Source organism: Flavobacterium calami, assembly GCF_038290035.1.
Taxonomy (GTDB): Bacteria; Bacteroidota; Bacteroidia; order Flavobacteriales; family Flavobacteriaceae; genus Flavobacterium; species Flavobacterium calami.
The window spans coordinates 1-16,418 of record NZ_JBBYHS010000034.1 but is presented as its reverse complement, the minus strand read 5'-3'; the positions used below and the strand labels follow the sequence as shown (position 1 = coordinate 16,418).

Sequence of the window (16,418 nt, the reverse complement as noted above, 5' to 3'; positions counted from 1 at the left end):
ATTGATTGATTGCGATTTAAATATTACTTTAGCCATTGCTCGTTTTTTGTGCAACTCTAAGATACTATTTTAGATTAAAAACAGCAAAAAAAAGGCTGTCCTTACTTTTAGGACAGCCTCTTTGAAATTTGACAACATTATCGTTATACCCCTGGTAAATCTCCACCTTCTTTTGTAGGTAAATCAGATTTACCCATTAAGTAAATATCAACCTGACGAGCAGCCTCTCTACCTTCAGAAATAGCCCACACAATCAATGACTGTCCTCTTCTCATATCTCCGGCAGTAAATATATTAGGAACATTAGTCTGGTAATTATTTGCCTTGTAATTGTTTCTAAAATCAATTTCAAGACCCAACTGTTCGCTTAATGTTTTTTCTGGCCCAGTAAATCCAAGTGCCAGTAAAGCTAAGTCACAAGGCCATACTTGTTCAGAACCTTCTACTTCAAGTAATTCAGGACGCTGCCCTGGAACCATTTTCCATTCTACTTTTACTGTTTTCAAAGCTATTAATTTACCCTTTTCGTCTTTGATAAATTCTTTTGTATTGATTAACCAGTCTCTTTCACAACCTTCTTTGTGCGAGGTAGAGGTTTTTAACTGCAATGGCCAGTAAGGCCAAGGAGTCGATGCACTTCTTCCAACTGGCGGTTTTGGCATAATCTCAAAATTCGTTACCGATTTTGCACCGTGACGATTTGATGTTCCCACGCAATCAGAACCTGTATCTCCACCACCAATTACGATTACATCTTTTCCGGTCGCTAAAACCTGATTTTCGATTTTTTCTCCAAAAACCACTTTAGTCTGCTGTGTTAAGAAATCCATTGCCTGCACTACACCATCAGCATCAGCTCCCGGAGTAGGCAAACCTCTTCTTTCTGTAGCACCTCCACAAAGTACAATTGAATCAAATGCTTTTAAATCTTCAATTGAATAGTTTACACCAACATTTGTATTTACTTTAAAGGTAATTCCTTCTGCCTCTAAAATAGCAATACGTCTGTCGATAATTCCTTTTTCTAATTTGAAATTTGGAATACCATAACGTAATAAACCTCCAATAGCATTGTCTCTTTCAAAAACAGTAACAGTGTGACCTGCTCTGTTTAATTGCTGAGCTGCTGCTAAACCTGCAGGACCTGATCCTACCACCGCAACTGTTTTACCAGTTCTTACTTTTGGCGGCTGTGGCTTGATCCATCCTTCTTTAAAGGCACGCTCCACAATATTTTTCTCTATATTTTCAATAGCAATTGGCTCCTCTATAAGTCCCAATACACATGCTTTTTCGCATGGTGCAGGACACAAACGTCCTGTAAATTCAGGAAAGTTATTGGTTGAATGTAAAATCCATGAGGCTTTTTGCCATTCTTCCTGGTATACCATGTGATTGAAATCGGGAATTAAATTCCCAAGAGGACAACCACTGTGACAAAAAGGAATACCACAATCCATGCAACGAGAACCCTGAGTAGTAATTTCAGCTTGACTCAAAGGAATCGTAAATTCATTATAATTCGTTACACGTTCTTTAACTGCTATATATGATTCGTCTTGTCTTTCGAATTCTTTAAAACCTGTTACTTTTCCCATTGTATTATGCTGTTAATTCTTCTACCATTTGTTCTTCTGTTTCCAGACGCTTCAACGCTTTTTTGTACTCTGTAGGCATCACTTTTACAAAATTGTCCAAGCTTCCTGCCCAATCGTTTAATAATTCTGTTCCTTTTGTACTGTTTGTGTATAGAACGTGTCTTTCGATCAAATTTCTTAAGTCATCAGCATCAGCGCCTTCAACTGTTTCAAATTCGATTGTTTCCGTATTACACAATCCGTTTTTAAATTTGTGTTCAGGATCATAGACATAAGCGATACCACCGCTCATACCTGCAGCAAAGTTACGTCCTGTACTGCCAAGTACCACAACTTTACCTCCGGTCATGTACTCACAACCGTGATCTCCAACACCTTCCACTACAGCAATCGCTCCAGAATTACGTACTGCAAATCGTTCTCCGGCTATACCATTAATATAAGCCTCTCCTTCGATTGCACCAAATAAACAAACGTTTCCAACAATGATATTATTCTCAGCTACAAATGTTGCATTTGCAGGTTTTTTAATAATTAATTTAGCTCCGGATAAACCTTTACCTAAATAATCATTCGTATTTCCTTCTACGGTAAAAGTAAGTCCGTGAGCACTAAAAGCGCCTAAACTCTGTCCCGCAGAACCAGTAAAATTAACATTTAAGGTATCCTCAGGTAATCCAAGGTGACCATAAATTTTTGAAATTTCATTACTAACAATAGCACCAACAGAACGGTTTATGTTTTTAATTGGATACGACAATGTCATTTTTTCTTTTCTATACAAAGCACGGTGAGAATCTCTCAGGATTTGGAAATCCAACACTCCCTCTAAACCATGATCCTGCTTTTCCGTATTACGGATCGGCATTTTTTTGTAAGCATCCGGTCTATGCAGGATTGAAGATAAATCTAGTCCTTTAGCTTTATAATGCTCAATTGCTTTGTTTGAATTGATTTTATCAGTCTGACCTACCATTTCAGCCAACGTTCTAAAACCTAACTGAGCCATAATGCCTCTTAATTCTTCTGCAACATAATAGAAGAAGTTAATAACGTGCTCAGGAGTTCCTTTGAAGTTTTTACGCAAATCTTTATCCTGAGTAGCAATTCCGACAGGACAAGTATTCAGGTGACATTTACGCATCATGATACAACCAGAAGCTACAAGAGGAGCAGTTGCAAAACCAAATTCCTCAGCTCCTAATAAAGCAGCTATTGCAACGTCACGACCTGTTTTTAACTGACCGTCACACTCTACTACGATTCTGCTTCTTAAGTTATTCAACACTAATGTCTGTTGTGCTTCTGCCAATCCAAGTTCCCAAGGAAGACCTGCGTGTTTCAATGAAGTCAAAGGAGAAGCTCCTGTTCCTCCGTCATAACCTGCAATCAAAACAACGTCAGCCTTTGCTTTCGCAACACCGGCAGCAATTGTACCAACACCCACTTCAGAAACCAGTTTCACATTGATGCGGGCTTCTCTGTTGGCATTTTTCAAGTCAAAGATTAATTGAGCCAAATCTTCAATAGAGTAAATATCGTGGTGTGGCGGTGGCGAAATCAATCCTACGAAAGGAGTTGAGTTACGCGCCTCTGCAATCCATGGTAATACTTTTTCCCCAGGCAGCTGACCGCCTTCTCCAGGCTTAGCGCCCTGAGCCATTTTTATCTGAATTTCTTTTGCATTTGTCAGATAGTGGGAAGTAACCCCAAAACGTCCCGAAGCAACCTGTTTGATAGCCGAGTTACGGCTGTCACCATTTACATCCGGCTGGAAACGTTTTCTGTCTTCTCCTCCTTCACCTGAATTGGATTTTCCACCAATACGGTTCATTGCAATGGCTAAATTTTCGTGTGCTTCTCTTGAAATCGACCCGTAAGACATTGCACCCGTTTTAAAACGTTTCACAATTTCTGTCCAAGGCTCTACTTCTTCTAATGGAATCGGATTTAAATTATCAAATTCAAATAATCCACGAATAGTCATTAAACTTTTAGCCTGATCATTTATTGTATTAGAATACACATCATAACTGCTCTGATCGCTTAATCGAACAGCCTGCTGTAATTTTGCAATCGTAGTAGGATTAAACAAGTGTCTTTCTCCATTACGTCTCCATCTGTATTCTCCTCCAATATTTAAACCTAATCTACTTGCAATTAGTTTATCAGGGTAAGCATATTTATATCTTTCTGTAATTTCTTTTTCAATTTCATATAACCCAATACCTTCAATTCTTGAAGTTGTATACGGGAAGTATTTTTCTACAAATTTAGAATTGAATCCAACAATTTCAAAAATCTGAGAACCTCTGTATGAATGTAAAGTTGAGATTCCGATTTTGTTCATAATTTTTAAAATTCCTGAACCAATTGCTTTATTGAAATTATCAACCGCTTTTTGTTCTGAAATTCCTGTAATAAATCCTTCCTGAACCTGTACACGTATAATTTCATTTACCATATAAGGATTGATCGCACTTGCACCATATCCAAATAAAGTAGCAAAATGATGTGGCTCACGCGGCTCTGCAGATTCCATGATAATGTCAAAATAAGAACGCTTACGCAAACGATTCATCTGATGATTCACATACGAACAAGCCAATAAAGCCGGGATTGGAGCAAACTCCTTATTTACTCCTCTGTCAGAAAGAATAATAATATTAGTTCCTCTTTCTACAGCTTTTGTAATTTGTACGATAATTTCATCCAAAGCATTTTCTAAACCATTCATACCCTCAGCTTTAGGATATAAAATTTTAAAAGTTTCTGCTTTAAAGTTATCGATAGAAATCGTTCTGATTTTTTCTAAATCTCCATTAGAAATAACCGGATTCTGGATTCTTAATTTGCGACATTGCTTACTTGTAATATCAAAAATATTACGATCCTGACCTAAATTTAAAGCAATATCAGTCACAATTTCCTCACGAATACCATCCAATGGCGGATTAGTTACCTGAGCAAATAATTGTTTAAAATAGTTCGGAATTAATTGAGGTCTGTCTGATAAAACAGCAAGAGGAGTATCAATTCCCATTGAACCCAAAGCTTCTTTACCTGTCTGAGCCATAGGTGTAATTACATCCTGAATATCTTCTAAAGTGTAATTAAAAAGACGCTCTCTTGTAGGCAAATCACTAGTTTCAACCGGACAAACGTCTGATGTTTCAGGAACATCTCTTAAGTGCAATCTATATTGGTTTAACCATTCCTGATAAGGTCTTTCAGAAACAATTTTACTTTTAATTTCTTCATCATTGATGATTCGGCCTTCATTCATATCCACAAGGAACATTTTACCAGGCTCTAATCTACCATGACTTTCAACATCTTCAGCAGCAACTTCTACAACCCCAATTTCAGAAGCCATAATCAATTTACCACTTTTAGTCACTGTATATCTTGAAGGTCTTAGTCCGTTACGGTCTAATAAAGCCCCTACATAATCACCATCAGAAAAAGGTACAGAAGCAGGACCATCCCATGGCTCCATAATACAAGCATTATACTCATAAAATGCTTTTCTTTCGGGAGACATTGTTTTGTGTTTTTCCCATGCTTCAGGAATCATCATCATCATTACTTCCGGCAATGATCTTCCTGTGTGCGTTAACAACTCCACAACCATATCCATAGAAGCAGAATCTGACTTGCCCGGTAAAATAATTGGGAATAATTTATCGATTTGTGGTCCGAAAACCTCACTTTTCATAATTTCTTCGCGAACACGCATTCTGCTCACGTTACCACGCAACGTATTGATCTCTCCATTCTGACACATGTATCTGAATGGCTGAGCTAATTCCCAGGTTGGCATTGTATTGGTAGAAAAACGCTGGTGTACTAACGCCAGACGAGTAACCAAATCCGTTTGCTGTAAATCAGTATAATACGGCCCAATATCTTCAGGCATAATAATACCTTTATATATTATAGTAGTCGTAGATAAACTAGGGAGATAAAAATAAGAACTTTGCGAAATTTTCGAATGTCTGATTGTATGTTCCGTAATTTTACGTGCAGCGTACAATTTTGCTTTAAAAACAGCATCCTCTAAAGCTTCTTTTTTTCCAATAAAAATTTGTTCAATAGTTGGTTCTGATGCCAAAGCAATTTCTCCAAGTTGAGAAGAATCAACCGGTACTTCTCTCCATCCTAAAATAGAAAGTCCCTGCGCTTTGATTTCTTTTTCAAAAATATCTTTACAAAAATCATATTGATTTTTAATTTTTGGTAAAAATACCATTCCAACAGCATACTCACGTGCAGCCGGTAATTCAAAATCACATACCCTCTTGAAATAATCATGAGGAATATCAATTAAAAGTCCAGCTCCGTCTCCTGTTTTACCATCAGCACTCACACCTCCCCTGTGTTCTAGCTTAACCAGAATCTCAAGAGCGTCATGAATAATTTGGTTTGTCTTTTCTCCTTTAAGATTGCAGATAAAACCAGCTCCGCAATTTTCATGCTCGAATTCTGGCAAATAAAGGCCTTGTTCTTTTAGTTTCATTCTCGATATTTTTTTTTTTACAAAAATAAAGATTTCATTAAACATAATGCATCCAAAACACACTTTAGCTTACACTTTTATAGGAATATTAGAAAAACGGTTCTTAAATGATAATAATATTATATTAGGTAGCATGAATTAACAAATTGATAATCCATTTTAAATTATATTAAGAAAAATCAACAAATCAACCACGAAAACACAATGCTTTTACTTAATTCTAAAACGATATAGTGTCTTAAAATTAACACTAAGTACATATTTGTTTAACCTTTTTTAAACTTTGAAACAGATTTATTTAACAAACCGGGTCTCGTTTATTTTTAATTGAAAAAGATTTTACTTTTCACTTCAATTTTGCTACTTTTGTCGCACTTTTATTCTGAAATAAATTCAGAACCAGACAAATTCTATATTATGAACATACACGAATATCAAGGAAAAGAGATTTTAGCAAGTTACGGAGTACGCGTTCAACGCGGAATTGTAGCTAATAATGCGGTTGAAGCTGTAGCTGCTGCAAAACAATTGACTGCCGAAACTGGTACAGGATGGCACGTAATAAAAGCACAAATTCACGCAGGTGGACGTGGAAAAGGCGGCGGTGTTAAACTGGCTAAAAACCTACAACAGGTTGAAGAACTTGCTGAACAAATTATCGGAATGCAATTGATTACACCTCAGACTCCGCCTGAAGGTAAAAAAGTAAACAAAATTTTAGTTGCTGAAGATGTTTATTATCCTGGTGAAAGCGAAACTTCTGAATTTTATGTTTCTGTTTTATTGAATAGAGCTACAGGTCGTAACATGATCATGTATTCTACCGAAGGAGGAATGGATATCGAAGAAGTTGCTGAGCACACTCCACACTTAATCTTTACTGAAGAAGTAGATCCTTCTGTAGGCTTACAAGGTTTTCAGGCTAGAAGAATTGCTTTTAATTTAGGTGTTTCTGGAAATGCTTTCAAAGAAATGGTAAAATTCATCGATGCACTTTACAATGCTTACATTGGTTCTGATGCTTCTATGTTTGAAATCAACCCGGTTTTAAAAACTTCAGACAACAAAATCTTAGCCGTTGATGCTAAAGTTAACATTGACGATAACGCATTATACAGACAACCTAAATATGCTGAAATGAGAGATATCCGCGAGGAGAATCCAATCGAAGTTGAAGCTAAAGAAGTTGGCCTAAACTATGTTGACCTTGACGGTACTGTAGGATGTATGGTAAACGGAGCTGGTCTTGCAATGGCAACTATGGACTTAATTAAATATGCTGGTTTTGAGCCTGCTAACTTCTTAGACGTTGGTGGAACTGCTGATGCTAAACGTGTTGAAACAGCTTTCCGTATCATCTTAAAAGATCCAAACGTAAAAGCTATCTTAATTAACATTTTCGGAGGAATCGTTCGTTGTGACCGTGTTGCTCAGGGTGTTGTTGATGCTTACAAAAACATGGGTGATGCTATTAAGGTACCAATCATTGTTCGTTTACAAGGAACAAATGCTGAAATTGCAAAAGAATTAATTGACAACTCTGGTATGCCAATCTTATCTGCAGTTCAATTTCAGGAAGCTGCTGACCAGGTTAAAGCTGCTCTTTCTTAATCAAATAAGAAATCAAAATATATAGAAAATCCATTCCATTTCGGAGTGGATTTTTTTTGTTATTACCCGCAAAGCACGCTGAAATTATTTATTTTATCATATCTATAAAAGCACAAAGTCCGCAAAGTTTATAAATCAAAACTTTGCAGACTTTACGTAACTTTTAGCGTGCTTTGCGGTTAAATTATTTCTTATTCTTCCCGTTTTTGAAAACCACTTTTTCTACAACAGATGGTTTTCCATTTCCTTTTGGAAATGCTTTCTTTTTAGATTTTCCAACTGATGCACCTGACTTTGACGGACTTTTATCGCCTCTGTATTTTTCAGAATCTTTTGGAGCTGCTTTAAATTCCGGTCTTTCTTTAGAAGTTTCCTTTTTCGGGATCTCCGCTTTATGTTTCGCCAAAACATCTGTTGGGTTTTTCGGATTTTCCTTAGTCCCCCTTAAATGAATCACCAATCCGTTTAAGAAGTTTCTCAAAACCTGATCGCCACATTCCATATAATTTGGATGATCTTCAGCTCTGAAAAAAGCACCCAATTCTGATTTTGAAATCCTAAAATCTACTAATTCTAAAATTTCAACTATTTGATCATCACGGAGCATCAAAGCCACACGAAGTTTTTTTAAGATATCGTTGTTCGTCATTTTTTGTTTTGTTTCAGACTTGAGGATTCAAGTTTATTTTCTTCTCCTCAGCATCGTTTATTTTGCAAAGGTACACTATTTCAAAAGGAAATATTAAAATAAAATTACACCAATTCCGGTTCTTTGAGGATAAATTGTTTTTCCATATTGAATTGAAACTCCGCTTGCAATATCTTCTGCCAAAAGCAAAGCGCCATCCATATCAACATAATCTAATTCTGGCAGTAAATGTGCAATAGCAGAAATTCCAACCGATGATTCAGTCATGCAACCCACCATTGTTTTTAAACCCAGTTTTTTGGCTTCAGCAATCATTCTTCGACCTGGTGTTATCCCTCCACATTTCATCAATTTAATATTCACACCATGAAAATGATTGTGACATTTTGCAACATCAGCTTCTTTGATACAGCTCTCATCTGCCATTACAGGTAAAACAGAATTTTGACAAACCTCCCACTGTCCTTTCCAATTATCAGCTTTCAAAGGCTGTTCGATAAATTCTACGTTTAAATCTTTAAATACTTTTGCATTTTCTAAAGTTTCCTCAACTGTCCAGGCGCAATTGGCATCGACCCTAAAAATAGCATTGGTATGTTTTCGCAATTCGGTAACAATCGCAATATCATCAGGAGTTCCCAGTTTAATTTTATAAATAGGCCACGGAAGTTCTTCCATTTTTCTGACCATATTTTCTATAGTATCAATTCCAATGGTATAATTTGTCAGTGGATTATGACTAATGTTATAATCCCATAATTCATACAGCTTTTTACCATTTTTTCGTGCATACAAATCATTATACGCATTATCCAAAGCACATAAAGCAAAAGGATTATTTTGCAAAAACGGAGCAATTTTTGACCAGAACTGTTCAGGCGTTTCATTCGAAGTTCCTTCAATCAGCGTTCGAATCTGTTCAATATCATTTTGCAAAATCTCAACGGTAATATTATAATACGGATTTGAAGTTGCCTCACCAAATCCGAAAATTCCATCATCTTGTAATTCCACAATTAACGAAGGCTGAAAATCGATTGTTTTTCTTGAAATTCTAAAAGTGTGTTTTAATTTTAAATTATAAGTTCTTACGATTAACTTCATACACAAACACTTTTAAATTATTATTTTCAAAATGACCCTGATAACACCACAGACATTGCTTTGGCCTTTAACAAACATTCTTCATATTCTTTTTCAGGAACAGATTGAGCCGTGATAGCACTTCCAACGGAAAATGAAACGTATTTATTCTCCTGATTATATAAAATACTTCTGATTACAACATTAAAATCAAAATCACCTTCAGGAGTAAAGTAACCTACTGCTCCACTATACAAACCACGTTTGGTTTCTTCCAGATTTTCAATAATTTTCATTACCGAAATTTTTGGAGCTCCTGTCATACTTCCCATTGGAAAAGTTGTTTTTAAAACATCTACAGGAGAATATTGAGGATCTAATTTTGAAGTTACTGTAGAAATCATTTGGTGCACCTGCAAAAAGGAATAAATTTTACAAAGCTCTGTAACTTCTACTGAACCTTTTTGCGCTGTGTGCGACAAATCATTTCGAACCAAATCGGTAATCATAATATTCTCAGCACGTTCTTTTGCATCGTTTTCAAGACTTTGTTTCGATTTTTCATCTTCATTTACATCCAAAAATCGCTTTGAAGTTCCTTTTATTGGCTGAGAAATAATAGTATCTCCCTTTTTTTTAAGATATCTTTCCGGTGAAGCGGAAAGTAAAAATTGTTTATTATTTTTAAAGAAAACCGAAAATGGCGCTTTTGAAATCTCATTCAGTTTTTGAAATTTTTCCAGCGGGTTTATAACTGCATTTTCAGCAAAAAACTCCATACAAAAATTAGCTTCGTACATATCACCTACGTGAATGTGTTCCAGCATTTTTGTTACTTTTTGGAGATATAATTCTTTTGAAATTCGTTGTTTCACTTCGACTTTATCCAAAGTTTGAAAAGAAGCATTTATACTTTGAATAATTTCTTTAAAATCATCTTCGACTTCATCATCACATAACATCAAATAACTGATTTCAAGCTGGTTTCCTTTCAATAAAAACATTTTTTTGGGCTGAAAGAAAAACAAATCAGGAAAATTCAGTCCATCAAAATTGGATGATTTTAAAGACTCTGTATCATTTTTAAGATCATAAGACAAATAACCAAAAAGCCAGTCTTTTGTAGTTTGCTGATACTGTTTTAAATCCTCAAAAGCATTATAAAAATCTGTTTTTAAAGACGTAAAAGCATCAACAGCCATCATACAATCAAAGCTGGAATATTCTTGCGGATAGGAATTACTATCCAAAAAAATAACCTCTCGAAATTGTTGCGACCAACTTAAAAGCTGTTGTTTAAAATGCTCCGGATCCGGAATGTGCCTGTGAATGGAAACTCTCAAAAATGAATCAATTTTAGACTTCAAAATTACGACAAAAAATTTCCTTCAATAAAGTAATCTTCAAAAAATATTGGCACACTTTTTAGTATATCGAATTAACAGTAATTCTTAAAACTTTTCCGATTATTTGATTTGAACATTACCTACCCTTTATACAAATATTTATTAATCAACATTTAAAAACCTTATGAAAACAATTGCAAAATTAGGTTTGACCACCTTCGCAATCACGGCAGTATTATTTTCCTGCAAAAAAGCAGATGCTACGGCTGAAGCTACAGCAGATTACTCAACAACCGACAGTACAGCTGTTGCAACCACTTCTGTTACTTCATCGTCTGCAGCAGTCGAGAAAAAAGACAGCAAACAGAAATTCATCCGAACTGCTGATATCAAATTCAAGGTTAAAAACGTCGTCAAGTCAACTTATGCAATTGAAAATGCCACCCAAAAATTTGGTGGATTTGTTACCTATACCAACTTACAGAGCACTATTCAGGAACAGATTAAAACCAAAATCAGTCAGGACAGTACGCTTGAAACTACTAAATATACGGTAGAAAACAACATTACAATCCGTGTTCCCAATACCCAGCTCGATACAGTTATAAAAACTATTGCAAAACAAATTGATTTCCTTGATTTCAGGGTAATCAAAGCCGATGATGTTTCACTGAAATTATTATCAAATCAGCTTTCTCAAAAAAGAAGTACCAATACCGAAAAAAGAGTTGAAAAAGCGATTGATGAAAAAGGTAAAAAAATTAATGATATTATGGAGGCTGAAAATACTTTGGCTAACCAGAAAGAAGCAAATGATAATCGAATAGTAGAAAATTTATCACTTCAGGATCAAATTAATTTCAGCACCGTTACTTTACAGCTTTATCAAAACGAAACCATAAAACAAGAAATAATTGCCGGCGAAAAAGATCCTGCTGCTTACAAACCAAATCTTGGAATCCAGATAATAGACTCCCTAAAAAGCGGCTGGTATATTTTACAGTCAATTTTAGTTTTCTTTGTTAATCTGTGGCCATTTATCTTCATAAGCATTGGCGGATTTTTCCTTTATAAAAAAATAAAGAAGAAACAATAAAAGTGTTAATAAAATAGCAATTTCGTAATTAAAAAATCATTATCTTTGATAGAGTATTAGATTTGTTCCAAAAACAAAATACTTTTATAATAAAATTCTCGACAAGATAATTTTTAAAAACTCTTTTAGAGAATTAAATTAGACGATTTCTCAAGCACATAATTTATATTTTTTTAACCCATTAAATTTAGTATTATGAAAATTGCTACTATCATTGTCCGCGTTCTAATTGGCCTTTTGTTACTTGTTTCTTCTGTTGGATATTTTTTTCATCTTTTTCCGGAACCTGAAACTACTGGTAATTTTAAGGCTTTTAATATAGGCTTAGTTGCTTCGACTTATTTACTTCCTTTAGCAAAATCTATTGAATTACTTTGCGGAATCGCTTTTGTCACGGGACGTTTTGTAACATTAGCCAATATTTTGATTTTACCCATAACGGTAAATATTCTGTTCATCAATTATTTTCTTGCTCCGGAAGGCTTACCGATTGCAGGTTTATTATTCTTAGCTAATTTATTTCTGATTTACAGATACTGGGATAATTATAAAAGCGTTTTTACTCCATGATCCTGATTTTAATTTAAAATACAGAACCCGACAGATTTTCAGTTTCAAAACCTGTCGGGTTTCTTTTTAATTTGTTTTATCGTGTTTTACCCAAACTAAATCAGATGTTGTATAACCGATTTCCTGAGCTTTTTTCAAAAATTCAGTTTTAACACCTTCCGGAATTGTCTTTTCCCTGGAAAGTATCCACATATATTTTAAACTTTCTCCGGCAACAAGAGCATATTTATAATCGGGATCAATTGAAACAACATTATAACCGGAATAAAATGGACCGAAAAAGGATACTTTCAGCATTGCAACACTTTCCTTTTCGACAAATTTAGCTTTTCCGATGCTCTGCTCCCATTTGTCTTTTTTAAAATTATACCCTTTATTGTCAACTCTAATTGTTTTATTTTCATTCAAAGAATACTCCGCAGTCACGTTATCCAAATCTCTCTCCCATTTATAATCCAGCCTAGCGATTTCATACCATTTGCCAAGATATTTTGCGCTGTCAAAATTTGTTACAGCAGTTGCTTTCTTCGGAATTCCTCCTCCGCATGAGTATAATGCGAACGCTATTCCTGCCCCAATTAAAACCGGCACTATATATCTGTTTTTCATACTATTCTATTTTATATTTCTATAAAGATAGTATCCAACAAACACATTTGATTTACAAAATTTCACCTCAGATTTACATCTTTCAGAATATTCATTTTAATATTCTAACAAAAAAATTAAATTTGATAACTAATCAATCTGTAAAAATGAAAAAATATATTTTCTTAATCCTTCTTTTTTATTCTTCTTATTCCAGATCGCAATATACCAAAGCTGTAGATTCATTAAACAATGAAATATGTAAATCATTAGCTCAAAACAAAAATCTAAATAACGAAATTCGAATTAACACTATTAACAATTCATATATTTCCCCTTATTTATCAAAATTTAAAGATACTATCATTCAAAAAAAAATATTTGAGCAGATATTTTACAGACTACAAAAAGACTGTAATGAATTTGTAGCACTTTTTCCAAACAAATCACCTGAAAGTACCTGGTCTATGCAAAACGAAGAACCGTCCCAAAATATATCGAAAAAACAATGTACTGATTTTAGTAAGACTTCTAAATACTATTATGTCGAAAATGACGGCAATAAAGTAGAAGTAACTTTACAAGATAATTTATGGATCGAAAAATTCTCAGACAATACTTTTTCAAAACTACATTATAAAAACAAAGGCAATTGTGAGTTCGAGCTTGAATTTATTGAAAGTAATAATGTATCCAGAAAAAATTTCAGCATTAAAGGCGAAAAATATTTATACAAACTATACGACGAAGATAATTTGACCTACAGTGTTTATACAAAAAATAAAGAGACTTATTATACTTTCAAAATAGTAAAGCAATAAAAAACCGCCAGATAAATTCTGACGGTTTCTAAAATATGATTTTACGTAAATATTATACGTGAATAGCTCTATTTTCAGTAGCTGCCAATGCTGCTTCTTTTACCGCTTCCGCGAAAGTTGGATGTGCATGGCTCATTCTTGAAATATCTTCAGCAGAAGCTTTAAATTCCATAGCCGTAACTGCTTCAGCAATTAAATCTGCAGTACGCGCTCCAATCATGTGAACTCCTAAAACTTCGTCTGTTTTTTCATCAGCAAGAATTTTTACGAATCCGTCTAAATCAGCACTTGCTCTGGCACGTCCTAAGGCTTTGAAAGGGAAACTTCCAGATTTATAAGCAATTCCAGCAGCTTTCAATTGCTCTTCAGTTTGTCCAACTGCAGCAACTTCCGGCCAGGTGTAAACTACACCAGGAATTAAGTTATAATCGATGTGTGGCTTTTGACCCGCTAAGATTTCAGCAACCATAGTTCCTTCTTCTTCTGCTTTGTGTGCTAACATTGCTCCACGAACAACATCTCCAATAGCGTAGATATTTGGAACACTGGTTTGTAAATGATCGTTTACTTCAACTTGTCCTCTGTCAGAAATTTTAACTCCGGCTTTGTCTGCGTTTAATCCGTCTGTGTAAGGACGACGGCCAACAGAAACTAATGAATAATCCCCTTCAAGTGTAATAGTTTCTCCTTTTGCATTTTCAGCCTGAACCGTAATGGCATCGCCGTTTCTTTCTACTGATTTTACTTTGTGAGAAACATAGAATTTCATTCCTTGTTTTTTCAATACCTTAGTTAATTCTTTAGAAAGAGAACCGTCCATTCCCGGAATGATTCTATCCATGAATTCTACTACTGAAACCTGAGCTCCTAAACGAAGGTAAACCTGCCCAAGCTCGATTCCGATAACTCCTCCTCCAATAATCACTAAGTGTTTTGGAACTTCTTTTAAAGCTAATGCTTCAGTGGAAGTGATGATTCTTTCTTTATCAATTTTGATAAATGGCAAAGAAGATGGTTTTGATCCTGTAGCGATTACAGTATATTTTGCTTCAATAGTTTCTGAAGTTCCGTCAGCTTTTGCAACAGCAATGTGCGTTGCGTCTACGAAAGAACCCAAACCATTGAAAACAGTAATTTTATTTTTATCCATTAAGTAGTTGATTCCGCCCACGGTTTGATCTACAACGGCTTGTTTACGTGCAATCATTTTCTCTAAATTGATTTTTACATCTCCGGAAACTTCAATTCCGTGATCTGCAAAATGAGCAATTTCTGCATAATGATGAGAAGATGATAACAATGCTTTTGAAGGAATACAACCCACATTAAGGCAAGTTCCGCCTAAAGAATTATATTTTTCTACAATAGCAGTTTTGAAACCTAATTGTGCGCAACGAATTGCCGATACATATCCGCCAGGACCTGAACCTATAATGACTACGTCAAATGAACTCATACTTTGTCTATTTTATTTTTAGCGTCACAAATTTAAGGAATAAAGTTTTGTTTAAAGTTTAATTTTTAATGTTTTTTATTTGGTTTTAGTACGTATACGTGATTTTTTTGATAGGAAATTTTTCCCTCAGAAAGATTCGAAAAAACGGAAACAAAAGTTCTTTGCCCGCCATTTTCTTTACATGATGAGAATATTATCATTAAACAATAATTGTCTTTTTCACTTTAAACAAGTTTAGTCGAATTATTAAAAATCATCATCATTATCTTCACTCGGACAAAAGCCAAACCCGACTTAAATTACATAATTGCCCCCAAAACCAATTCCACTTGATTCGCTTTTAGATCTCAATTCGAAGGAGTCAGAAATGTAGATTTCTTCTTATTCAGATTATCTAATCTTTTTGCCTAATACCCAAGATTTGCCTTTGATCCCCTACTTTTGCGCATGATCCTAAATTGACTTCTAAATGCTTTTTTATTGTTGTGGATTGAAATAGTTTATGCATAAATAGTAGTCAGTCCCAAAAGGAAAAAACGCTACATTACTTACTTCTCTTTTATTTTTATATTGAAAGATTTTAGTAGAAGAGCTAGCGCTTCATGTTGTTTAAGTAGTTTAGAATTCACTGTTGATTTTTGAAGATTAGTTTCAGGTGGTTTGATTTGACCAGTTTTAAAATATTGGAATTTAGGTTGTTAAAAATTTGTCGAATTTTATTTCCAAAAAAGCTTGTGAAATCAAAGTTCTGTTGTATTTTTGCACTCACAATAAAGCAGGGTTTGGTAGTTCAGTTGGTTAGAATACATGCCTGTCACGCATGGGGTCGCGGGTTCGAGTCCCGTCCAGACCGCAATATTGAGGAAAGCCTTTCTTAACGGAAAGGCTTTTTTATTTTTTATTATAGTTGTAAATAAGTTGTCAGTCCAGATTCTGGATCATGGATCAGGTTCAAAAGGGATCAGGTTCAAAAGTTGGGTATTATGCAAAAAGATTAGATAATCTGAATAAGAAGAAATCTACTTTACGCACTCCTCTAAATTGACTTCTAAACGCTTTCACTTTAGCATTGAATGATTCT

The 16,418-nt window shown here is 34.7% G+C and carries 11 protein-coding genes and 1 tRNA gene; 5 read left to right on the top strand and 7 right to left on the bottom strand.

The features are described from left to right. Positions 1-143 precede the first annotated feature (143 nt). Together AAEO57_RS20625 and gltB are read right to left on the bottom strand one after the other, a co-directional pair. The gene (locus AAEO57_RS20625) at positions 144-1,598 is read right to left on the bottom strand and encodes a glutamate synthase subunit beta (RefSeq protein ID WP_341694916.1); all 1,455 of its coding nucleotides are present in this window, start codon (positions 1,596-1,598) and stop codon (positions 144-146) included. 4 nt (positions 1,599-1,602) lie between these two features. Further along, complete coding sequence (gene gltB / locus AAEO57_RS20620; RefSeq protein WP_341694915.1) at positions 1,603-6,117, bottom strand: glutamate synthase large subunit; 4,515 nt, start codon at positions 6,115-6,117, stop codon at positions 1,603-1,605. 417 nt (positions 6,118-6,534) lie between these two features. Between gltB and sucC the strand changes: the two genes are divergently transcribed. Further along, the gene (gene sucC, locus AAEO57_RS20615; RefSeq protein WP_341694914.1) at positions 6,535-7,728 is read left to right on the top strand and encodes an ADP-forming succinate--CoA ligase subunit beta; all 1,194 of its coding nucleotides are present in this window, start codon (positions 6,535-6,537) and stop codon (positions 7,726-7,728) included. A 184-nt stretch (positions 7,729-7,912) separates the two neighbouring features. On the opposite strand, the gene AAEO57_RS20610 is transcribed toward sucC, so the two are convergent. From AAEO57_RS20610 to AAEO57_RS20600, 3 genes are all read right to left on the bottom strand, one after another. Continuing rightward, on the bottom strand, positions 7,913-8,377 hold the full coding sequence (locus tag AAEO57_RS20610; protein WP_341694913.1) for a DUF1456 family protein: 465 nt from the start codon (positions 8,375-8,377) through the stop codon (positions 7,913-7,915). Positions 8,378-8,470: 93 nt separating this feature from the next. After that, positions 8,471-9,481, bottom strand: coding sequence for a dipeptide epimerase (locus tag AAEO57_RS20605; protein WP_341694912.1), 1,011 nt, complete (start codon positions 9,479-9,481; stop codon positions 8,471-8,473). Positions 9,482-9,507: 26 nt separating this feature from the next. Next, positions 9,508-10,803, bottom strand: a complete 1,296-nt coding sequence (locus AAEO57_RS20600; RefSeq protein ID WP_341694911.1) for an anthranilate synthase component I family protein — start codon at positions 10,801-10,803, stop codon at positions 9,508-9,510. Positions 10,804-10,990: 187 nt separating this feature from the next. Here AAEO57_RS20600 and AAEO57_RS20595 point away from each other — a divergent pair, with 187 nt between their 5' ends. Together AAEO57_RS20595 and AAEO57_RS20590 are read left to right on the top strand one after the other, a co-directional pair. Next, complete coding sequence (locus AAEO57_RS20595) at positions 10,991-11,902, top strand: DUF4349 domain-containing protein (RefSeq protein WP_341694910.1); 912 nt, start codon at positions 10,991-10,993, stop codon at positions 11,900-11,902. A gap of 195 nt (positions 11,903-12,097) precedes the next feature. Further along, positions 12,098-12,472, top strand: a complete 375-nt coding sequence (locus AAEO57_RS20590; RefSeq protein WP_341694909.1) for a DoxX family membrane protein — start codon at positions 12,098-12,100, stop codon at positions 12,470-12,472. 66 nt (positions 12,473-12,538) lie between these two features. Here AAEO57_RS20590 and AAEO57_RS20585 read toward each other — a convergent pair whose 3' ends face one another. Continuing rightward, positions 12,539-13,081, bottom strand: coding sequence for a lipocalin family protein (locus AAEO57_RS20585; protein ID WP_341694908.1), 543 nt, complete (start codon positions 13,079-13,081; stop codon positions 12,539-12,541). Positions 13,082-13,227: 146 nt separating this feature from the next. Here AAEO57_RS20585 and AAEO57_RS20580 point away from each other — a divergent pair, with 146 nt between their 5' ends. Continuing rightward, positions 13,228-13,881, top strand: coding sequence for a hypothetical protein (locus AAEO57_RS20580; protein WP_341694907.1), 654 nt, complete (start codon positions 13,228-13,230; stop codon positions 13,879-13,881). Between the two features lie 52 nt (positions 13,882-13,933). On the opposite strand, the gene lpdA is transcribed toward AAEO57_RS20580, so the two are convergent. Next, entirely contained in the window at positions 13,934-15,337 is a 1,404-nt protein-coding gene (gene lpdA / locus AAEO57_RS20575; protein ID WP_341694906.1) for a dihydrolipoyl dehydrogenase, read from the bottom strand. Positions 15,338-16,116: 779 nt separating this feature from the next. Between lpdA and AAEO57_RS20570 the strand changes: the two genes are divergently transcribed. After that, positions 16,117-16,190: transfer RNA gene (locus AAEO57_RS20570), tRNA-Asp, on the top strand. Positions 16,191-16,418 lie beyond the last annotated feature (228 nt).